The sequence below is a fragment of the Nitrosomonas ureae genome (assembly GCF_900108305.1).
GTDB lineage: Bacteria > Pseudomonadota > Gammaproteobacteria > Burkholderiales > Nitrosomonadaceae > Nitrosomonas > Nitrosomonas ureae_B.
Genome location: NZ_FNUX01000002.1, coordinates 1 through 21,756 on the forward strand (window position 1 = coordinate 1; position 21,756 = coordinate 21,756).

20 protein-coding genes are annotated in these 21,756 nt (G+C 46.3%); 14 read left to right on the forward strand and 6 right to left on the reverse strand.

The window, feature by feature from the left end:
• The first annotated feature begins 183 nt into the window (after positions 1–183).
• On the forward strand, positions 184–1,290 hold the full coding sequence (gene thiO / locus C4S39_RS01445; RefSeq protein ID WP_103965288.1) for a glycine oxidase ThiO: 1,107 nt from the start codon (positions 184–186) through the stop codon (positions 1,288–1,290).
• 10 nt (positions 1,291–1,300) lie between these two features.
• On the opposite strand, the gene ispH is transcribed toward thiO, so the two are convergent.
• Together ispH and C4S39_RS01455 are read right to left on the reverse strand one after the other, a co-directional pair.
• Positions 1,301–2,245: a 4-hydroxy-3-methylbut-2-enyl diphosphate reductase gene (ispH, locus tag C4S39_RS01450; protein ID WP_103965289.1), complete on the reverse strand. Its 945-nt coding sequence runs from the start codon at positions 2,243–2,245 to the stop codon at positions 1,301–1,303.
• Between the two features lie 104 nt (positions 2,246–2,349).
• Positions 2,350–3,468, reverse strand: a complete 1,119-nt coding sequence (locus C4S39_RS01455) for a 3-deoxy-7-phosphoheptulonate synthase (protein ID WP_103965290.1) — start codon at positions 3,466–3,468, stop codon at positions 2,350–2,352.
• Between the two features lie 266 nt (positions 3,469–3,734).
• Between C4S39_RS01455 and C4S39_RS01460 the strand changes: the two genes are divergently transcribed.
• Complete coding sequence (locus C4S39_RS01460) at positions 3,735–5,003, forward strand: ATP-binding protein (RefSeq protein ID WP_103965291.1); 1,269 nt, start codon at positions 3,735–3,737, stop codon at positions 5,001–5,003.
• Positions 5,000–5,563, forward strand: coding sequence for a response regulator transcription factor (locus C4S39_RS01465; protein WP_103965292.1), 564 nt, complete (start codon positions 5,000–5,002; stop codon positions 5,561–5,563). The genes C4S39_RS01460 and C4S39_RS01465 overlap by 4 nt, the downstream gene beginning before the upstream one ends.
• 2 nt (positions 5,564–5,565) lie before the next feature.
• Here C4S39_RS01465 and ribD read toward each other — a convergent pair whose 3' ends face one another.
• From ribD to C4S39_RS01485, 4 genes are all read right to left on the reverse strand, one after another.
• The gene (gene ribD / locus C4S39_RS01470; RefSeq protein WP_103965293.1) at positions 5,566–6,675 is read right to left on the reverse strand and encodes a bifunctional diaminohydroxyphosphoribosylaminopyrimidine deaminase/5-amino-6-(5-phosphoribosylamino)uracil reductase RibD; all 1,110 of its coding nucleotides are present in this window, start codon (positions 6,673–6,675) and stop codon (positions 5,566–5,568) included.
• A gap of 108 nt (positions 6,676–6,783) precedes the next feature.
• Entirely contained in the window at positions 6,784–7,230 is a 447-nt protein-coding gene (nrdR, locus tag C4S39_RS01475; protein ID WP_062558500.1) for a transcriptional regulator NrdR, read from the reverse strand.
• Positions 7,231–7,300: 70 nt separating this feature from the next.
• On the reverse strand, positions 7,301–8,548 hold the full coding sequence (gene glyA / locus C4S39_RS01480; RefSeq protein WP_103965294.1) for a serine hydroxymethyltransferase: 1,248 nt from the start codon (positions 8,546–8,548) through the stop codon (positions 7,301–7,303).
• A gap of 343 nt (positions 8,549–8,891) precedes the next feature.
• The gene (locus C4S39_RS01485) at positions 8,892–9,593 is read right to left on the reverse strand and encodes a type 1 glutamine amidotransferase (protein ID WP_103965295.1); all 702 of its coding nucleotides are present in this window, start codon (positions 9,591–9,593) and stop codon (positions 8,892–8,894) included.
• A gap of 167 nt (positions 9,594–9,760) precedes the next feature.
• On the opposite strand from C4S39_RS01485, the gene C4S39_RS01490 reads away from it, so the two are divergent.
• The 11 genes from C4S39_RS01490 to C4S39_RS01540 all read left to right on the forward strand — a co-directional run bounded on the left by C4S39_RS01490 (position 9,761) and on the right by C4S39_RS01540 (position 21,753).
• The gene (locus C4S39_RS01490) at positions 9,761–11,143 is read left to right on the forward strand and encodes a DUF2868 domain-containing protein (protein WP_103965296.1); all 1,383 of its coding nucleotides are present in this window, start codon (positions 9,761–9,763) and stop codon (positions 11,141–11,143) included.
• Between the two features lie 3 nt (positions 11,144–11,146).
• Positions 11,147–12,553, forward strand: coding sequence for a GTPase/DUF3482 domain-containing protein (locus C4S39_RS01495; protein ID WP_103965297.1), 1,407 nt, complete (start codon positions 11,147–11,149; stop codon positions 12,551–12,553).
• A gap of 273 nt (positions 12,554–12,826) precedes the next feature.
• On the forward strand, positions 12,827–13,510 hold the full coding sequence (locus C4S39_RS01500; protein WP_103965298.1) for a zinc metallopeptidase: 684 nt from the start codon (positions 12,827–12,829) through the stop codon (positions 13,508–13,510).
• Between the two features lie 149 nt (positions 13,511–13,659).
• The gene (gspG, locus tag C4S39_RS01505) at positions 13,660–14,094 is read left to right on the forward strand and encodes a type II secretion system major pseudopilin GspG (RefSeq protein ID WP_103965299.1); all 435 of its coding nucleotides are present in this window, start codon (positions 13,660–13,662) and stop codon (positions 14,092–14,094) included.
• An 8-nt stretch (positions 14,095–14,102) separates the two neighbouring features.
• A complete protein-coding gene (locus tag C4S39_RS01510) occupies positions 14,103–15,287 on the forward strand; it encodes a type II secretion system F family protein (protein ID WP_103965300.1) in 1,185 nt (394 codons plus the stop codon).
• Positions 15,287–16,975: a GspE/PulE family protein gene (locus C4S39_RS01515; RefSeq protein ID WP_103965301.1), complete on the forward strand. Its 1,689-nt coding sequence runs from the start codon at positions 15,287–15,289 to the stop codon at positions 16,973–16,975. Before C4S39_RS01510 ends, C4S39_RS01515 begins: the two co-directional genes overlap by 1 nt.
• On the forward strand, positions 16,956–17,789 hold the full coding sequence (locus C4S39_RS01520; protein ID WP_103965302.1) for a hypothetical protein: 834 nt from the start codon (positions 16,956–16,958) through the stop codon (positions 17,787–17,789). The genes C4S39_RS01515 and C4S39_RS01520 overlap by 20 nt, the downstream gene beginning before the upstream one ends.
• The gene (locus C4S39_RS01525) at positions 17,777–18,325 is read left to right on the forward strand and encodes a PilN domain-containing protein (protein ID WP_103965303.1); all 549 of its coding nucleotides are present in this window, start codon (positions 17,777–17,779) and stop codon (positions 18,323–18,325) included. The genes C4S39_RS01520 and C4S39_RS01525 overlap by 13 nt, the downstream gene beginning before the upstream one ends.
• A 35-nt stretch (positions 18,326–18,360) precedes the next feature.
• A complete protein-coding gene (locus C4S39_RS01530; protein ID WP_103965304.1) occupies positions 18,361–18,912 on the forward strand; it encodes a hypothetical protein in 552 nt (183 codons plus the stop codon).
• A gap of 4 nt (positions 18,913–18,916) precedes the next feature.
• Positions 18,917–19,483: a hypothetical protein gene (locus tag C4S39_RS01535; RefSeq protein ID WP_103965305.1), complete on the forward strand. Its 567-nt coding sequence runs from the start codon at positions 18,917–18,919 to the stop codon at positions 19,481–19,483.
• Positions 19,483–21,753, forward strand: coding sequence for a secretin and TonB N-terminal domain-containing protein (locus C4S39_RS01540; protein ID WP_103965306.1), 2,271 nt, complete (start codon positions 19,483–19,485; stop codon positions 21,751–21,753). Before C4S39_RS01535 ends, C4S39_RS01540 begins: the two co-directional genes overlap by 1 nt.
• The last annotated feature ends 3 nt before the right edge of the window (positions 21,754–21,756 follow it).

Sequence of the window (21,756 nt, forward strand, 5' to 3'; positions counted from 1 at the left end):
CAGAGTTGGAAAGAGCGTATTATTCGCAACTGAAAGTGTCAGGCATCACAGCTTGACTCAAACTAACGAGTCTCCGGAAAAATCGGGGCGGTTCAAACAGTCCTATATATAAAACCTGGGAAAGATAAAATTTTCTTTAACGAGCTTCTCGATTCCTCACTATGAGCAAATAATCAATCCATCATGAAGCAGGATGTAGTTGTCATTGGTGCGGGAATCATAGGGCTTGCAACGGCAGAAAGGCTTTTGACACATGGCGCGAATGTTACGATACTCGAACGCAATCATGCAGGACAAGAGTCATCCTGGGCAGGTGGAGGTATTTTATCTCCACTTTTACCATGGAAATATTCCGATCATGTCACACAACTTACCAGCTATAGTGCAAAGCAATTTCCAGCCTGGATTTCATCCTTGCGAGAGGTTTCTGGGATAGATCCGGAATATGAAATATCCGGCATGTTTATATTGCCGCCTTACGATTTAGAAATTGCCAAACAATGGTGCTCGATTCGGGGTATTGGAATCGAACAATTCACCATTTCTAATATTTTTCCTGCCGGAAACGACTCTGACTTTAATAGAACGCAACCGCATGACCGTTCTTTATTTTTGCCAAATACCGCCCAAGTGCGCAACCCCAGACTATTACGCGCATTAATCAGCCGAGTCATACAATTAGGCGGAAAAATATTAGAAAATTGCACGGTTTACCGCCTTAATACGGATTGTCAGCAAATACAATCCATTACCTCATCTTGTGGTGAATTTGCCGCTGATCACTATATTGTTAGCGCTGGTGCCTGGAGTGTAGGGATATTAGGAGATCATGCCCTGCAACTCGATATCAGGCCAGTAAAAGGGCAGATGCTATTATTTAAATTTGATGTACCGCCGATACACAACATTCTGGTACAAAATGATTTATACATAATACCTCGCCGGGATGGCCATGTACTCATCGGCAGCACACTCGAAGATGTAGGATTTGACAAACAAACAACGGTATCAGCATTTAACCAGTTATTAAGACATGCTGGGAAGATTCTGCCATCACTAAAAAAAATGCGCATTAAGCAACACTGGTCGGGACTACGTCCTGCCTCACCCAGAAATATCCCCACGATCGGCTGGCATCCGGCTATTCGTAATTTACTGATTAATAGCGGGCACTACCGCTATGGAGTAACGATGGCACCTGCCAGTGCTGAAATCCTGGTCAATGAAATGACGGGCGCTAAACAACCCTTCGATACCTCCCCGTACCAAGCAGGATGGAAAATTAACTGATCACACCCAGTCAAGCCTTGGGCAATGGGAATACAACCGACTCCACTACCCCACTCAACTCTTCTATCATGACATCTTCACCAATTTGATCAGCGCCTATTTGCTTGAGTCTGGAAATCACTTGCTGCACAAGAATTTCGGGGGCTGAGGCTCCAGCCGTGATACCAATAATTTTCTTTCCAATAAACCATGCCTCCTGCAACTGCTCGGCACGATCTACCATATAAGATTCCACATTGGCATTTCTCGCCACTTCACAAAGACGATTTGAATTCGAGCTGTTGGGAGAACCAACCACGATAACTAAATCACATTGGTCAACCATTTTCTTAACGGCATCTTGGCGATTCTGCGTGGCATAGCAAATATCGTCTTTCTTAGGGCCGGTAATCATCGGAAAACGTTTTTTTAGGGCATTAACAATGCGTGCGGCATCATCGACAGATAGCGTGGTTTGGGTCACATAAGCCAAATTGGTTTCATCCTGTACCGTTAGAACCTCAACATCCATCTCCGTTTCTACCAAATACATCCCCTTGCCTTCGCCTTCAATCTGACCCATGGTACCCTCAACCTCAGGATGACCTTGGTGTCCGATCATAATGATCTCTTTACCCTCTTTACGCATCTTACCTACTTCAACATGCACCTTGGTAACCAGCGGGCACGTTGCGTCAAACACTTTCAATTTACGATCGGCCGCTTCTCTGCGTACCGCATGAGAAACACCATGCGCGCTAAAAATCAGAATACTATCTTGTGGCACCTCATCCAAGTTTTCTACAAAAACTGCACCTTTCTTCTCCAGGTTTTCTACCACAAATCGATTATGCACCACCTCATGACGCACATAAATCGGTGCGCCATGCATAGTAAGCGCTCTTTCTACAATCTCGATCGCACGGTCCACGCCGGCACAGAAACCTCTTGGATTTGAGAGTAGTACTTTGATCATTTTTTCATTCTCCAACAATGGATATTGTGTTTGCACTCATTTGATAATAGAAAAACTTTGCTCACAACAAAACTTACCAGTTTTTTTTAAATTACACCGGGATTCTATATTTCTCGATAACGCTCAGCCAAAAGAATACGTTTTTCATAAGCCTCCCGGGCAATTTGAACATCCTCCAGAAATTGCGGCAATTCTTTCATCAGCAATGCTTGTGGGCCATCCACCAATGCGTTAGCGGGCACCGGATGAAAGTCCGCCAGAACCATATTGGCGCCTGCAACGATACCTTGTGCAGTTACATGCATAATGTCCATTATGCCATCCGGCGAGCCTGCGCGCGTCCCCACTGAATGTGAGGGATCTATACAGACCGGCATGCGTGTCAAGCGCTTGACGACCGGCACATGCGAGAAATCGACAAAATTACGATGTGGATCACCCATGTTTGTCTTCATGCCGCGCAAACCGAAAATCACTTTCCGGTTCCCTTCCGAAGCGAGATACTCTGCAGCGTTCAAAGATTCATCCAAAGTGATACCAAAACCCCGTTTGATCAATACCGGAAAAATCTGCTGACGACCAACGATTTTCAATAACTCAAAATTTTGTGTATTCCTGGTTCCGATCTGCAGCATAACACCGGTCGCGTTGCCTGTCTGATAAAGTGCATTACGTATCTCTTCCAAATGAGACTCATGCGTAATCTCCATAGCAATCACTTTTATACCGTACTTCCCTGCCAGGTCAAATACATAGGGCAAGCAAGTTTTACCATGCCCCTGGAATGAATATGGACTGGTACGTGGCTTATAAGCACCCATGCGCGTACAAACTTGATCATGCTCGCGCAATGTCTTCATCATCATTTCAACGTGCTCAATAGTATCTACAGCACACAAGCCGGCAAACACATTCAGCGTTTCCTGTCCGAAACAAACACCGTTATATTCAAAATAAGCTGGACGGTCGTCATTTTTGTGCCGGCCTAGAACGCGATATTCCTCGGATATGCGTACAACGCGATCGACACATGGTAAGCAACCCATATCTTCAATAGACAATACCTTGGTGTTACCGATCAAATATATCTCCGTTAGTGTTTGCTCGACACCGACTTCGGTATGAATGCGTGTTGATATCCCCGATAAATTAGCTAAATGCGCCATCAACTGCTTATATTCCGGACTTTCAGGTCGGGTATTGGGAACAAGAATAAGAATCATAAAGTAATTTCAAAAAGATAAGGCTAATTTTCAAGCACAAGATAAACGATCAAAGATTTTAACCGAAAAAACCATCAGTTACCATGATCTCAGTATATGCTCAGATTGCAGAATGTTTCAGGACTGCCAATAAGCAATTATATCGCTGCCTGACTCACCCTGGTCACCCTGGTCACCCTGAGACAATTTGTCGCATAGCTATTTTGGAAAATTTCAGCTAATGTTCTATCCCCAAACAGATCAAAAATTCACCCTATACATGCGTCATGTTCAGCGATCTCAGTCAATCACCACTTAGCAAAAACTTACATCGATTATTTCTGCTCCGGAATATCTCTATATTTGCTCAGTGCCTCACATTTACCATTGTGTATTGGAGCATTGATATTGTAATTCCCTGGCTGCCTATGATTCTTGTTGTGGTACTACTTGCAGTAATTAATCTGCTTACATGGATACGGCTACACCGTAAATGGCCTGTCTCTCACTTGGAGTTCTTTTTTCAATTGCTGATTGATGTTCTGGCACTGAGCGCCCTGCTATATTTCAGTGGCGGATCAACCAATCCATTTATTTCATTATTCTTGCTACCCCTGACCATCGCAGCCGCTACACTGCCGTGGCGCTATACCTGGATCATGGCTATTATCACGATAGCCTGCTATACATTGTTATTATTCGTTTATATCCCGCTCCCGCACGAGCATAGCAATCATCTTATAGAATTTGCATTGCATGTATCCGGAATGTGGCTAGCATTTGTATTAAGTACAGTAATAATTGCCTGGTTCGTCGTTAGAATGAGTTCCTCCATACGAGATCGAGACCGCGACCTAGCCAAGGCACGCGAACATGCTTTGCGTAATGAACAAATTATCGCTCTGGGCACGCTGGCTGCAGGTGCTGCCCATGAACTAGGCACGCCTCTCTCGACGATGGCGGTAGTAACCGGAGAATTGCAGCAGGAATACGCGCATGACGCTGAATTCCAGAGCAACATCCGTATTCTGCGAGATCAGATAGCTCATTGCAAGCAAACTTTGACCCATTTGCTGGCCAAAGCGGGGCAAACAAGAGCCGAACATGGTAGCGAACTTGCAGTTGACGAATTTCTCCGGCAAATACTGGACAAATGGAAACTGATACGCCCCGCTGTTAAATTTACATATCAAAGTACCGGCGCACAACCCATACCTCGAATTATGGATAATCAACTATTAAATCAATCTATCCTCAATCTGCTGAATAACGCCGCTGATGCTTCTTCAGAATGTATTGAAATCAACAGCCATTGGGATAATCAATTACTGCACCTGGAGATTATTGATGATGGCAAAGGATTGTCAGCAGAAGCGTTACAGCGTGCCGGCGAGGCCTTTTTTTCCAGCAAAGCGCCAGGACAGGGATTCGGTATCGGCTTATTTCTGGCGAATGCCAACATAGAACGATTTGGTGGCAGCGTCCGCTTATTTAATCTTGAAAGTGGCGGGGCCTGCACACAAGTCGTTTTACCATTGATAGGATCAGTAGCATGATCGAATCTTCATTAACGGACAATAGTACCGAAGATCCCAGTTTATTAATCGTCGATGACGACACCATTTTCTGCGAAGTACTCGCCAAGGCCATGAAAAGACGCGGCTTCTTCGTGGCGTGCGCACATACTATTGAAGATGCCTTAAGCCTGGCTGAGCAATCCACACCCGAATATGCCATTATTGATCTAAAATTATCCAGCGAATCTGGATTGGTATTGGTTGAAAAATTAAGAATTCTCGATCCGGGTACCCGCATTGTCATGCTAACAGGCTATGCCAGTATCGCCACAGCTGTTGAAGCAATTAAACTGGGTGCCACCCATTATCTTGCAAAACCCGTCGATGCCGATCAAATCTTGTCAGCTTTTGAACGTACAGTTGGAGAACCGGATATACCTATCAGTGCGCATCCTTTATCAGTAGGTCGTTTAGAGTGGGAATATATTCAACGTATTCTTGCAGAAAATGATAATAATATCTCGGTGACAGCAAGAATATTGAATATGCATCGTCGCACGCTACAACGCAAACTTGCAAAAAGACCCTTGCGGGAATAAATCTACGATTGGCTCAGATTTGATGGAAATTTTGCAATGATCCGGATATCCTGCCCGATCATGCGCATATCCTGAATTTTCAATTCTTTTTTTTGCTCAAGACATGTTAATTCAGGTAGTTTAATCATTCCTCTCGCATCGTCACCGAGCAAATGTGGCGCAAGGTAAAAAATCATTTCATCGATCAATTCCGCTTCAATCAATGCACCATTCAATTCACGCCCAGCTTCTACCAGCACTTCATTGATTTCCATATCAGCTAATACGGTCATCATTTTTCTCAGATCAACCATACCTTTCCCATTAGGTATAACGATAACTTGGGCACCCATTCTATCCAGCATCTCTTTTTTCTCCACATCGCTATCATGCGCAGCAAAAATTAATACTTCACCGCCACCTTGAAGCAATTTCGCATTTAGCGGTATGAACAAATCGCTGTCCACAATGATTTTTTTAGGTTGACGCACTGTTTCAACATGCCGAACTGACAGTTGCGGGTTATCGGATTTCACTGTGCCGATGCCTGTCATGATAGCGCATGAGCGCGCACGCCATCGATGCCCATCCTGTCGTGCAGCTTCACCCGTAATCCATTGGCTAACGCCATTGTTCAGTGCCGTTTTACCATCCAGACTAGCAGCCGTTTTCAATCTGATCCATGGTTTCTTATGCATCATGCGCGTCATAAACCCCGTATTAAGCGCCTGTGCTTGTGCTTGCAATAAACCTGTTTGCACAGTGACTCCTGCTTGCGCCAGAAGCGCGCAGCCGCGTCCGCTTACCATTGGATTGGGATCTTCCATGGCTATTATGGCCTTAGCGATTCCAGCATCAATCAGGGCGTTAACACAGGGTGGCGTGCGTCCATAATGACTGCACGGCTCCAATGTTATATAGGCTGTTGCACCGCGTGCCGCCCTTGAGGTTGAGGCTAGCGCATTAATTTCCGCATGCGGCTGCCCCGCTTTCTCGTGCCAGCCACTACCAATAATTCGATCGTGCAGCGTGAGTACGCATCCTACACGAGGATTAGGTGTTGTACTGTAGAGTCCTTTTTCTGCCAGACGTAGTGCATACGACATAAAGGTATAATCGACGGAAGAGAACATCTAGAATTATCTCTCACAAGATAAAAGACAGGTTAATCCAGCTTAATAAACATTCACTAGGGAAGCGCTGATGAATTCGGGATACTTTTCTTGTTGTAGCGGCCCCGGTTATTGCACTTCCTTAATCGCATCACGAAAATCATCGACGTCCTGAAAGCTTTTATAAACAGACGCAAATCGAATATACGCTACCTTATCAAGCTTATAAAGCTCTTCCATCACGCTTTCCCCAATACTGCGCGATGAAACTTCACGTTCCCCCTTAGCCAGGAACTTCTGCACAATACGGTCAATTGCCGCATCCACATAACTGGTTGGAACCGGGCGTTTGTGAAGTGCCCGCTTAAAGCCTGTTAACAATTTATTACGATCAAATTCCGCACGAGTACCATCATGCTTCACTACCTGGGGTAAACGCAACTCGATCGTTTCATAGGTTGTAAAGCGCTTATCGCAAGCCAGGCATCGCCGCCGGCGGCGAATTTTGTGACCATCTTCACTGACACGCGAGTCTATGACATTGGTGTCATCGGTATTACAAAAGGGACACTTCATATTTAATCATGATCTGTAGCGATAAACTCAAGTCACGTTACTTTTATGGCTGCTCAAGCTCACTCCGGGATTATCCGTACACTGGAAATTTTGCACATAGCCGTTTTGCCTCGGTAGCTACACGCGATATGACTGCCGTGTCTTCGGGCGCGGCCAGAACGTCTGCAATCATGTTTGCCAATTGTTCCGCTTCCAGTTCTCTGAAACCTCGTGTAGTTATTGCGGGTGATCCAATACGGATGCCGCTGGTAACAAATGGTTTTTGCGGATCATTGGGAATGGTATTCTTGTTAACCGTGATATGCGCCATTTCGAGTGATTCTTCTGCTTGTTTGCCTGTTAAGTTCATCGCACGCAAATCAACCAAAAATAAATGACAATCGGTCTGACCAGACACAATTCTCAATCCGCGGTTGATTAACACTTTGGCCATGACTCTCGCGTTATCAATCACCTGTTCCTGATAGTCCTTAAATTCCTTGCTTGCAGCCTCTTTAAATGAAACAGCTTTGGCTGCAATTACATGCATCAATGGGCCACCCTGAGTTTGCGGGAAAATTGCAGAATTCAATGCTTTTTCGTGCTCAGGCTTGGCCATAATGATGCCCCCTCGCGGACCACGCAGTGTTTTGTGTGTGGTGCTGGTGACAAAATCAGCAATTCCAACTGGATTTGGATAAAACCCCGCTGCCACCAATCCGGCATAATGCGCCATATCCACTAATAAATAGGCTCCAACAGCATCAGCTATTTTACGGAAACGTCCCCAGTCTATCACTCTTGCATAAGCAGAAGCGCCAGCCACAATCATTTTTGGTTTATGTTCATGGGCTAATCTCTCGACTTCATCATAATTAAGCAATTCGGTTTCCGGAATCAATCCATAAGAAACCGAATTGAAAATCTTCCCGCTCATGCTAACGCTAGAACCATGCGTCAAATGCCCTCCATGCGCTAGCGACATACCCAGCAGGGTATCGCCCGGTTTTAACACCGAGAGATAAACCGCTGTATTGGCTTGAGAACCAGAATGCGGCTGCACGTTTACATACTCAGCGCCAAAAAGCGTTTTCAATCGATCAATCGCGAGCTGTTCCACCTGATCCGCATACATGCAACCACCATAATAGCGCTTACCTGGATAGCCTTCGGCATACTTATTAGTCAGAACGGAACCCTGAGCCTGCATCACAGCGGGACTGGCATAATTTTCCGAGGCAATTAATTCGATATACTCTTCTTGACGTTGTACTTCGCCTTTAATTGCCCGCCATAAATCCGGGTCGATATTTTCTATAGTGTGTTTCTGCGAAAACATGTGATTACCAATCCTTCGAAAATTATTATAAAAGCCTGTATAGTAACATTACCTATTGAAACGCAGATAGCGGATCGGAAAGCAACAAAAAAAGAATAAAGTTTCCTTGCTGCAAATCATTCTTTTATCTCAATCCCTGGCTCTAAATTTGCCGGCACAACTACCAGCCAGAACCATGACAAAAAACGTGGATTCTCAATATATCATTTATAGTCAGCACTATCTCTCAAGCAAGCATAGCAAATCGATGCCGGATCACAATTAAGCGCATTGCGCTTTATCGATGGATTAAAAATGCCAATCTGCCGAAAATGACTTGATAACAACAAATAATCCCCACAAATTATTTCAAATGTACAATCCATTTTTTGTACAGCCTGTCAGCTACCGAATTTAATGCCGCCACTCGCTCCGGCAAGTTTTTTTCAATTTCATCCATTGATTGCACTGATGCTTCGTTTAAGCTGGCCAGCTCTTCTGCGGCCACGCTGCACCAGTCTCTCACTAAACGTTCTGTCATTTCGACATGGCACTGCATGCCTAAATGCATGCCGAGCGCAAAAACTTGATTTTCACAATATTGACTGGATAAGATGCACGTAGCGTCTTGGGGTAGACTGAAAGTTTCGCCATGCCAATGAAAAGAGTTAAAAGTGGCTAGATCACCGAACCATTCCCGCGCAATTGGATGATTCGGCACAGTAACTTCACCCCATCCCATTTCTTTTACCGGATTAGCTCTGACAACACTCCCCAGTGCCTTGGCCATCAATTGCCCACCCAAACAATGACCCAATACCGGCATATCTTGAGTAACCGCCTGGCGAATCAATGACAACGACGATTTGATCCAGGGCAAATCGTCGTTGACGCTCATGCTCCCCCCCATAAATACTAAACCGCTGAATTCATCGATACTATTGGGTAGTTTTTCGCCCGCGTCAACTTTAATTAGGCGCCAAGGAATATGATTGTTGTCGAGAAATGTGGCAAAATAGCCTGGCCCTTCGATGGGCAAATGTCTAAAAATTGCAACCGGCTTCATGGAATTTTCCTGCCATTATTTTGAATGATACGATGATCAATTTTAGCTTGTTTTCCAGCAATTTTTTTGCTGAAAATTTAGGTTAATTTTTTAAATACCCGTGAATCTTTCGTTCGCCATAAACCACAACCATTTGATTATTTTATTTGTCTGGAATTGATCGCGCAATGTCAGTAAAAAAATATACGTTTTCTGATCTGGTGCGAATTGAGCAATTACGCAAAATCGAATCAACCAAAGCAGAGGAACTATCCTATGCCAGCATCAAGAATATGCCCGGCTCTACAAGCAGTGATTTTAGTTATCCCGAATTTATCCATCGATTGAAAATTCGTGCCAATCATCTGATTTACGAGAATGCGCTGGGAAACACGCTACGGCAGCCGAATCAACAGTTTATTCGCGCACGCCGGATAGGTTTGATCATAGCGATGATCCTGGGTGGTTTAGCAGCAAGCCAGGCGGTAAGTGAGTCCTCCACGCTGAATATTTACTGGTTACTTGCGGTACTGCTGGGATTTAATCTGATTTCCCTATTGCTATGGATATCCGGCATCACATTGAATTTACAGAGTTTGAGCGGCGGCATCATAGCGCATTTAACCCGTTGGTTGCCTTACAGGCGCAAGCATGATCCCACAATTGCATCATCAGCATCGCACGCTTGGTGTGAAAGCTGCTTAATAGGAAATGTAGGCAAATGGCGTATCAGTGTACTAACGCACCAACTCTGGCTGAGCTACTTAACGGCCGGATTAGTGTTGTTGATATTGCTCATGCTCGCCAAGCAATACAATTTCATCTGGGGCACGACATTATTGCCGGACAGCACGTTACCCAAACTAACCCAGATTCTGGGTTCACCCTTGGAAGCTGCCGGTTTAAAAATACCGGATGATCCGCAAACAATTGCAAGCAGGATAGGAACAGGCAAACAGGATGCGGAAACACGAATGGCCTGGGCTACTTTTTTGATTGGCACTTTGATAGTTTACGGTATATTTCCACGACTGTTAGCGCTCGGCCTTTCCTGGGTCATGCAAAAATGGAGTGAATACCGGTTTAAGCTGGATTTATATCTGCCTTATTATATTGAGTTACGCCAGCATTTAATGGGACGGGATGTTAAAGCGGAAATTATCGATGCCGATCCGCGGGCAGGCATAAAGCCTGTTGACATAACCCGTCCGCCTGAGAATGTCTCCATTCCAGCCAATGCACAGGCCTTTGGCATTGAGCTGGATACCGCAACACCTTGGCCAGAGCGGGTGGCTTGCCGGTTAAATATTATCGATCAGGAATCTCATGATGCCGCGATTGCACTGATCAATAGCATGAAAACTCCAGTATTGCTGGGCGTGGCAGCGCATCGCCTGCCGGATCGCGGCATACAGCGCATGATTAAAGAATTGGTCGATAGCAGCAATACAAAACCCTGGTTGATTTTATTGAGTAAACCATCAACGCCTGTTGCCAGTGCACGTGAATTTGCCTGGTTTCGCCTGGCGGAAGCCTGCGGTATTCCGGCGGAACATGTCATTACCCGATAAATCATGATGATCAAGAAAACCAATAGCCTGAATACCTCGTTATTGCTGAATATTGCTGTTGTAGGACATACCAATACCGGAAAAACATCACTGATTCGCACCATGCTGCGTAGCACGGCGTTCGGTGTTATTGAAGATGCCGCAGGCACCACGCGACATGTTGAGCAAGCGACAATTAGCGCTAACAACGAACCGATTCTTAATTTGTATGACACGCCCGGTCTGGAAGATTCCAGGGCTTTATTTGCGCAGATCAAAAAGCTACAGGCCCGATCAAAATTATCGCCACCGATACAAGTGCTGGAGCAGTTTGTGGCTGATATTTCTGTCAGTGATCCCTTGGAACAAGAAGCAAAGGTTATCCGCCAAGTGCTGCGCAGCGATATTCTTTTATACATCATCGATGTACGCGAACCTTTTCTGGAGAAATACCGCCTGGAACTGGAAATCCTCACGCAATCGGGTAAACCGATTATTCCAGTGTTTAATTTTATTGCCGGACATGATCAGGAGCTAACGCAATGGCGCCAGCATTTGACTGCTTTTCATATGCATGCAACGCTTGAATTCGATACGGTTGCATTTACCTTTGACGCTGAAAAACGTTTGTATCAGAAAATGCAGACCTTACTGGAACCTCACTATGAGCGATTGCAGAAACTGATTGATTATCGCGCCACATTATGGAATCAGCTCTGCTTGTCGAGCGCCAAGCGAATTGCTGAGTTGATTGCAAATGTCGCCTGCTATCGCGAAAGCAAGACGACTAAAAACAATTTAATTGCAGATTCATTGATTGAAAACCGTTTGCACGATTTTGTCCGTAAAGCTGAGCAGCATTGTCTGCATGATTTATTGGCGATTTTCAATTTCTCGGAAAAGGATGTTGAAATTCAGAACATCCCTGTCAGCAATGGCCAGTGGCAGCTGGATATCTTCGCACCCGGCATACTTAAAGCATATGGATTGGATGTTGGAAGCGCCGCAGCCAAGGGCGCTGCAGCAGGCGTCGGAATTGATCTGATGGTTGGCGGCATGAGCCTGGGAGCAGCGAGCGCTTTGGGCGCCATCGCTGGTGCCGGTTGGTCGACTTTCAAGCGCTATGGCGATGAAATCAAGGCGACTGTCAAAGGCACCCAATGGCAGTGCGCTGACGAAACTACTTTACAAGTATTGTATTTACGCCAGAAACACTTATTGAAAAAACTCATGCATCGTGGTCATGCGGCACAGGATACCTTACAAGTGGATAAAGCTGATGACGAAAAACTACCTAACGATTGGAGCAAACTGATCAGCACCTTGCGTCAGAACCCAAGCTGGCAAGAACATTCCGCCACGCGCAACAGCAATCCGCAATATCAACAGATAGAAACTAAACTGGTGGGCGAGTTGCTGGATGAGAAATGATTTTTAAAAATAAGGATAGCTTAATAAGTTATTGAGAAAAATTTAATTACAGCGAAATTCAGTATTTTCTTGGTTACGTTTTAGCTATTTTAGAATGCCTTCTTCAGTTTTATGCCAGGCCAGCAGATAAAATTAATAGGGGTTTGGATAAATAGCGCCTTTTGATTGGTCTGATTCATTATTTGGATTTATGAAGTGTGTGTAATCTTGTGGCTTTAATGCCGCGCGCTTTTTACAAGCGGAACCAATCTTTCATGCGAATATCTGAGTTTTATGCTTTATTTAGTATTCATTGTTGCCATTGCCATACTCATTCTGGGGCCTTCCTACTGGGTTAAACACACTCTGACGAAGTATAGTTACCCCGAAGACCGGTATCCAGGCACGGGCGCCGAATTGGCGCGCCTATTGCTGGACTGGGCAAACTTGCAAGCGGTCAAGGTTGAAATAACTGAGCAAGGCGATCATTATGATCCAGTTGAAAAAATAGTCCGCTTAACTCCTGAAAAATTTAACGGCAAGTCGCTGACGGCAATTACTGTGGCAGCACACGAAGTTGGACATGCGATACAAGACCGGGATGGTTATTTGCCACTAAAATTGCGCACACGGCTGGTTCAGATTGCTGCTCCGGTTGAAAAATTAGGCGCGGCGATTCTGATGATCGCTCCCTTCATTACGGTAATTACACGGGCGCCGGTTACAGGCGCACTGTTTTTTGCAGGTGGCTTGCTGACACTGGGCACAGCCACGGTTATACACCTGATAACACTTCCAATGGAACTGCATGCCAGCTTCGCGCGGGCAATGCCGATGTTGGAGCAAGGCAAGTATTTGATACGAGGGGACGAACCCCATGCACGCAGGATTTTACGTGCGGCAGCCTGGACATATGTTTCAGCTTCCCTGATGACGCTACTCAATATCGGCCGATGGTGGGCCATTTTGCGGCGCTAGCGTGGTTCTGGCATTAGGATTCCCGACATTGCAACATTGAAATGCTGAATCCTGTCTTGACCGTGTCATATAAGCAACATAATATGCAAAAGTTTAATGTTACAAATCTTATTAGTTAAATTAGTCAATATAGTAGATAAAGGATGAACATGATGTATTCGGTTAAGCGACAAAAAGCAAACAATATGCGTGGATTTACGCTACTCGAGTTACTTGTTGTAATGGTTATTATTGGCTTGTTGGCTGCTTATGTTGGACCGAAGTACTTTTCCCAAGTCGGCAAATCAGAAATCAAAATGGCCCAAGCGCAGATCGATGCCTTGGAAAAGGCATTGCACCAATACCGCCTGGATGTAGGCAGCTATCCGGCGACTGAGCTGGGTTTGGTGTCATTGGTGAATCGTCCGAGCAATGAGCCCAGATGGCAAGGACCTTATCTATCCAAATTACCCCCAGCCGACCCTTGGGGACGCCCGTACGTTTATAAATACCCTGGCGAACGTTCCGAGTTTGATTTGCTTTCGTATGGCAGAGATGGGCAACCGGGTGGCGATGGCGAGGCAGCCGATATCACCAATTGGTAATCAGCCTTATGCGTTTTGACGTGAAAGCAGTTATTTCCGGACAAGGAACCGTACATTTAGAACTGGAAGCCAACAGTGAAGCTGAAGCACGCCGGCAAGTAATGGAACAAGGCGGCATGGTGTTGAGCGTACGCCGGAGATTTTCCGGCTTTACGTTTAAATCGCGCACTCATTTTCCATTAGTGCATTTCAGCCAGGAGCTGCTTTCATTGCAAACTGCAGGATTGAGTCTGGTAGAAAGCATTGAAACTTTGCTGGAGAAAGAACAAGATGCCGGCAATCGCAAAATTATCCAGAATATTCTGGATCGGCTCTACGAAGGCATAACTTTCTCACAAGCATTGGAAGATTATCCCCAGACGTTTCCGCCGCTATACATTGCAACTGTTCGTGCCAGCGAGCGGACTGGCGATCTTGCCGAAGCTTTAACACGATTCATTACTTATCAGACACAAATGGATTTTGTCCGCAAAAAACTTGTGGGTGCATCCATTTATCCCGTATTGTTATTGGTAGTTGGTTTGCTTGTCTCGATTTTTCTAATGGTATTCGTAGTTCCCAAATTCAGTGCCATTTATGACGATATGGGTAGCGATTTACCTTGGTTGTCGTTGTTACTGATCAAGTGGGGGCAGTTTGTTCATGAGCGTGGTTGGGAATTGACCATTGTTGCGATGGCGCTGATAGTGGTAATAGGATATAGCGTCACCCGGCCAACGTTCTGGGCGAATGTCATGCAGCTTTTGTGGCGCATTCCTGCGATTGGGGAGCACATGCGGGTTTATCAATTAGCCCGCTTCTATAAAACGCTCGGTATGCTGCTTCGTGGCGGAATTCCTGTCACGCAAGCATTGGAGATGGTCAGCGGCTTGCTGCAACCTCATTTCCGGCCCAAAGTTGCTGCTGCTGCCAAGCATATCCGTGAAGGTAAAACAATCTCCAGCGCAATGGAACAGGAGGGTCTTACGACCGCAGTGGGAAATCGTATGCTCCGTGTCGGTGAAAGAACCGGACTGATGGGAGATATGATGGAACGAATCGGCAATTTTCATGATGAGGAGATTGCCCGTTGGGTGGAATGGACAACCAAACTGATTGAGCCGCTGTTAATGGCATTTATCGGTATTGTAATCGGCGGCATTATTATTCTCATGTATATGCCTATTTTTGAATTGGCGGGAAGCATCAATTAATGGAAGCGTCAGCACACATCGCAAGCAAGCAGTCAATTGATCTCAATCAATTAGCCGGAATCCGTCTCAAAGCGGCTGCTCAAGGTGTTTCTGTCATTCAGATTCTGGAAGAAGATAGCGCTTATACACCCGATGAACTGATGCAGCAGCTGGGTCAATTGATGCGCATGCCCGTTCTGGAGATGAAAGAGATTCATACATTGCAACCCGCTTTTGATATTTTGCCATTCAGTGAAGCGATGCGGCATGAATGCGTATTGTTTTACAATGGCCAGAGCTATTTATTCGCGATCAGCAACCCTTTTTCCGGAAAACTGCGTGCATGGGCGGAAGAACGGTTTGATCGGGCGGTTGAATGGTATTTGGTACATCCGGCCGATTTGAGCGCTTTCTTCACCCAGCAAGAAAAAACCATGCGCGCTATGGATCAAGTGCTGTCATCGGCGGAGCTGGATAAGATACAAAGCGGCATTGAAGATTTATCGTTGAAGAGCATCAACGAAGGTACCAGTAAAGTAGTACGTCTTGTACACTCCACATTGTATGATGCGCATAAATCGCAAGCCAGCGATATTCACTTGGAGATGTCTCCGGGCCTGTTGTCGATCAAATACCGTATTGATGGCGTGTTGACGGCTATTGGCACCATACAGGGCGCGGATCTGGCCGAGCAGGTTATTTCCCGCATTAAGGTGATGTCCGAGCTGGATATTGCCGAGCGCCGGGTGCCGCAAGATGGCCGGTTTAAAATTGCTATTCAAGGGCGGGAAATAGATTTCCGGGTTTCCATCATGCCGAGTATTTTTGGTGAAGATGCCGTGCTGCGTATTCTCGATCGTCAGGCGCTATCCGATCAGCTTGAAGGCTTAACCCTAAACCAATTGGGTTTTAATCAGGCAGCGATAGCGAGCATTCGTCGCTTAAGCTCCGAGCCTTATGGCATGCTGCTGGTTACCGGCCCGACCGGCAGCGGCAAGACGACGTCTTTATATGCCGCGATATCGGAAGTGAACAAAGGTCATGACAAAATCATCACGATTGAAGATCCGATTGAATATCAGCTTCCGGGTGTTTTGCAAATCCCCGTTAATGAGAAAAAAGGGCTCACGTTCGCTCGCGGTTTGCGCTCAATTTTGCGGCATGACCCTGATAAAATCATGGTGGGAGAGATCCGCGATGCCGAAACTGCGCAAATTGCCATACAGGCCGCATTGACCGGTCACCTGGTGTTTACTACGGTGCATGCGAACAACGTGTTTGATGTGATTGGCCGGTTCTCACATATGGGTGTAGACCCCTATAGTTTTGTATCCGCCTTGAACGGAATTGTCGCGCAAAGACTGGTGCGCTTGCTATGTACGCATTGCGCCGTGGATGAACGCCCGGAGGACAGTGTAATCGAGGAATCCGGCATTCCGGCGGATCAGGCGAGTCATTATAAATTCCGCAATGGCAAAGGCTGCGGACAATGCCGCGGCAGCGGTTTCCGCGGTAGAAATGCCATTGCTGAAATTTTGTTGCTGAACGATGAAATTCGTGAATTGATCGTCGCTCACGAGCCTATCCGGCGCATCAAGGAAGCGGCCCGGGATAACGGCACCCGCTTCTTGCGCGAGGCGGCATTGGATATGGTCAAGCAGGGATTAACCAGTTTGGAGGAGGCTAATCGTGTCACGATTGTGGCGTGATCAGATTCAGATATTTCTGGCACCAGGACGGCTCGACTGGGTGCGTTTGAAACGCGGCCTCAGACCCGTTCAGATTGCCAAATCAACAGTATATTTCGAGCCGGTTGCGAATGTTGCCATCTGGAATGCCGCAATGCAGCAACTGGAAAAGGTTTTGACAGAAGCAGCCGGGACGGAAGTATCGTTGATCCTGTCCAATCATTTTCTGCGCTATGCAGCGTTGCCACCGCAAAACGAAATCACCACTCCGGAGGAAGTCAGGTCTTATGCTGAATTCAGAATGCGCGAAGTCTATGCCGAGCGGGTTGATTCCTGGGCAATCAGCATCAGTGATTGGAGTCCCGCCGATGGCGCGGTTAGTGCCGCGATGCCCCGCGATTTAATAATGCAGCTGGAGCAAATGATCTCGCGCCATGATTGTAAGATTAAAGTCATAGAACCCTATCTGGCGTCGGTTTATGATCGCTGGCAAGCGCAATTGAAAGGCGATAAAATCTATTTGGCGGTCATTGAAAACGGGCGCATTTGTATCGCGATCACTCATCACGGCAAGTGGCAAAATGTTAGAAATCAACGAATTACGCACAATGCCGCCGACGATCTCCTGGCGGCATTGGATCAGGAAGTCATTTGGTCCGGAACAAAAGAAGCGACAGAATTTGTTTATCTATTTGCACCCGAGCATCCTGAAATGACCTTACCGCAGGAAAGTGGCTGGTGTATCATTGCACTTCCTGCAGGAAAGGTATTACCCTTGGCGCATTATCCATCCGCCCCAACCGATCATTCCGGGCTTAATCAATGTCCCGCCTGAGATTAAGATTTCCTTACCGGGAACAATCCGCGCCACAGCTTGATTTTGCGCTGTTGCTTCTTGGTTTCCTGATTGTCGTGGTGGTATATTTTCAATTCCGCCATCAGGTTGAAGAAATCAATTTCTGGAGTAACCGGGTTGAACGCATGGAGAAACAGCAGCAACAAAAGGCTTCTCCCCGCACCCGGGCTACATCCCGTATCCGTGAATTCAGCCAGGAAATCGAGAAAGAAATCGCACAAGCCAATGCAATTCTGGATCAGCTGAATTTGCCCTGGGAGATGTTGTTTGACTCAATCGAACACGCAGCAACCGAGGATATTGCCTTACTGTCATTACAGCCCAATTTCACCAACCGCAGCTTGCGCTTGAGTGGTGAAGCGAAAAGCATGGCCGAATTGCTGGATTTTGTGGAAGCGCTGGAACGAGAGCTGGTGTTTGAAAATGTGCACTTGTTAAATTACAAAATCAAACAAGAGAACCCGCAGCGTCCGATTATTTTTCTGTTAAATGCCGAATGGATTCAAACTACTTAAAAAGAGAATGGCCACAGATATCGTGGAACCGGCTCATGCCATTATTGCGCTGGCAACTGGAACGCTTGGGCAATCTGGGCAAGACCGGCATGGGTTTGATGCTGGCGGCAGGCATTTATTATTTTTTGGTTGTGATGCCACAAGACACAGAGTTGCAAAAGCTCAAAAATCGAGCGGTTATGTTGCAAGCGCAAGCAGCATCGAAAAATAATCCCAACGAGGGCGGGGATACCGAGGCCGGTAAAAAAATGAGCGGTGATCAGGCGTTACAGGTGTTTTATGACTTTTTCCCGCAAGTCGATTCCTCACCCTTCTGGATTCGTGAATTGGTGCGGGTAGCTAAGAAACAAGGGGTGGAACTGAGTAGCAGTGAATACCGGTTGATTAATGAAAAGGATGCGCGTCTGGCGCGCTACGAAATGGTTCTGCCGGTGAGAGGCAAATATTCCCAGATTCGCGCCTTTATTGCCGACGCCTTGGAAGCCGTACCGGCTATGGCCATATCGGCGATCGCCATGAAGCGTGAGAATACGGCCATTGATAAGCTTGAAGTACGGCTGGAAATTAATCTTTATATGAATAAATAACACAATGGATGTAGCGGAAAAGAAACGCAAAATGATCATTGGGGGAATACTGGTGGCGACACTGGTCGCCGCGGCGTTGGTCGAGGTTGATGACGAACCCGAATTCCATGTTCCGGAGGCCCTGCAATCGGGCAGAACAACTCAGGACAGAACTAAAAGAACTGACTCGAACGCTGCTGCACAATTGGACGTAAGCAAGCTCGGACAACGGAAATTCAGCCCGCTTGCCGGTGAGCTTTTCATGTCTACAAACTGGGTGCCGAAGCGGGTCGTTATCGACGACCCTGAAGAACACGCGGCTAAAATAGCGCAAGCCGCAAAAAATATGGTGCCTCCCGCCCCCACCGCGCCGCCTTTGCAATTCAAATACGCCGGTAAAGCGATTGCGGATAATGAAACCTGGGTTTTTCTTTCGCAATCCGGAGAAAATCTCATAACCAAGATTGGCGGAAAAATTAACGATGCCTACCGGCTCGATTCGATCAATGACAATGCCATCACGATGACTTATTTGCCGCTGAATATCAAACAAACACTCACGATCAACAATCAAATCGCAGGAACTTTCTGATGAGAAGCTGGAAAACGATCGTCCTTATCATTTTGTTCATATCGATTGCAGGATGCGCAATCAATAACCGAACATTCGGTACCCGGAACACTGCGTTTGATGACGGGCAAAAGCTGATTGCCCAAGGCCAGTTTGAAAACGGACTTGCAAAATTAGAGCAAGCGCGACGTGAAGAACCTCAAAATAAGGAAATTCAAACGGTATCAATACGCTTGCACGAAGAAGTGATTGGTAAACTTCAGCTTGATGCCGAGAGCTTACGCCTGTCCGGAGATCTGGAACGTGCAGAACAGGGATTCCAACGCATCTTAAATCTCTATCCGTTTAATGAGCGCGCTAAAGAAGGTATCGAGCAGATAGCGCTGGAGCGCCGCCATATTGCTTCGGTTGATGTCGCAAGAGCATTATTGGCCCGCAACGATGTGTTGGGGGCGGAAACGATGGTTCGGGCAATTTTGCAGGAAAATCCCCAGCAATCCCATGCGCGGCAATTGATTGCACAGATCAACGCGAATTTGTCCCGCCCTGAGGTGACTGATCTGGTATTGGAATCCGCGTTTAAGAAATCGGTATCGATGGAATTTAAGGATGCTGATTTGAGATCGGTATTTGAAATCATGTCGCGCACCGCCGGCATCAATTTTGTGTTTGACAAGGATATTCGTCAGGACGGAAAGATTTCTATTTTTGTGCGCGACAATACCATTGAAGATATTCTCAAGCTAATCCTGACGACGAATCAATTAGCCTACAAGGTGCTCAATAGTAATTCATTATTGATTTATCCGAATACCCCGGCCAAATTGAAAGATTATCAGGAACTGGTCGTGCGCAGTTTCCAGATAGCGCATACCGATGTGAAACAAATGGTTGCGATGGTCAGAGGTATCGTCAAGGCCAAGGATATTTATGTCAACGAGCAACTCAATCTGTTTATCATGCGCGATACGCTGGAAGCGATCCGCTTAACTGAGCGGCTGGTAAGCCTGAATGATTATGCAGAGCCCGAGGTCATGCTCGAAGTATTGATTCTGGATATTACTCGAACTAACTCATTCTTATTGGGACCTAATTTTCCCCAGTCACTGCAATTTAGCTGGGCGGGGGCAGCAGCTGCAGCCCCAGCACCGGCTTTAATCAGTCAATTTGGTTTTGAAGGCCTCTCAAGTTTTGGTATGACGAGGCAAGCTAAAATAGATTTTCTGCAAAATTTTTCAACGGGAGATATATTGGCCAACCCCAGGATACGAGTCAATAATCGGGAAAAAGCGAAAATCCATGTGGGCACCAAGGAACCTTTTTTTACAGCCAATGTGCAGGCTGGTGTTTCTGCCGTTGTTACTTCAACGCCAACTTTTATCGATTTGGGCGTCAAGCTCGATGTTGAACCGCGTATTGGATTAAATGATGATGTTACGCTAAAAGTTACTTTGGAAGTAAGTTCACTATTAAGCACAATCCAAAGCCCGCAAGGAGCAACCGCTCCCCGTGTTGGGACGAGAAACGCTGAAACCCTTCTCACTATAAAAGACGGGGAAACGCAGATTATTGCAGGGCTTCTGGATAATCGGGAAAGAAAAGATATGAAAGGTCTTGCAGGATTATTAAATATCCCTGGATTGGATCGATTGACATCCAATCAAGATATTCAGAGAACAAAAAATGAAGTGGTGTTGCTCATTACGCCTCGTATTATTCGCAATCTTGCCAGACCATCTAACTTGGAAAACGAATACCACTTCGGCACCGCCAGCGAAGCCGGTAAGTTACCGATTGCTATCAAAAAAACTGCAGCGCAGTCTCTGGCAATCGCGCCAGCCGGATCAGGTTCCGGTTCAGCGGCTGCGAGGGGATTGAATCCCTTTGCTGCGGCACGGGAAGAATCGGACATTCCCAATCCTTTTGCCAATGTAGCGGCGACAACGCCGACATTGACGCTGCAAGCGCCGACCACGGTTGGTTTGGATAAGGAGTTTTCGGTCAATGTGCGGCTGGTCGGCGCAAAACCGATGGTTAATTCCGAGCTGCATTTAAATTACGAGGCCAGTGTTCTGGAAGCGCTCGACGGCGGGGATAAGTCCGGCACGCGCACTATCAAGCTGGGCCGAGATCAAACCACCGGCCTGGCAACGCAAATCCGGTTTAAAGTGATTGCAGCCAATCCTAGCGTCACGGAAATCAATATTCAGAATGTTACCGCCGAAGATCTGGAAACCGGAGAATTCGTTGATGTGGCATTGCCTGGAACAGCAACCATAAATATTAAATAATTT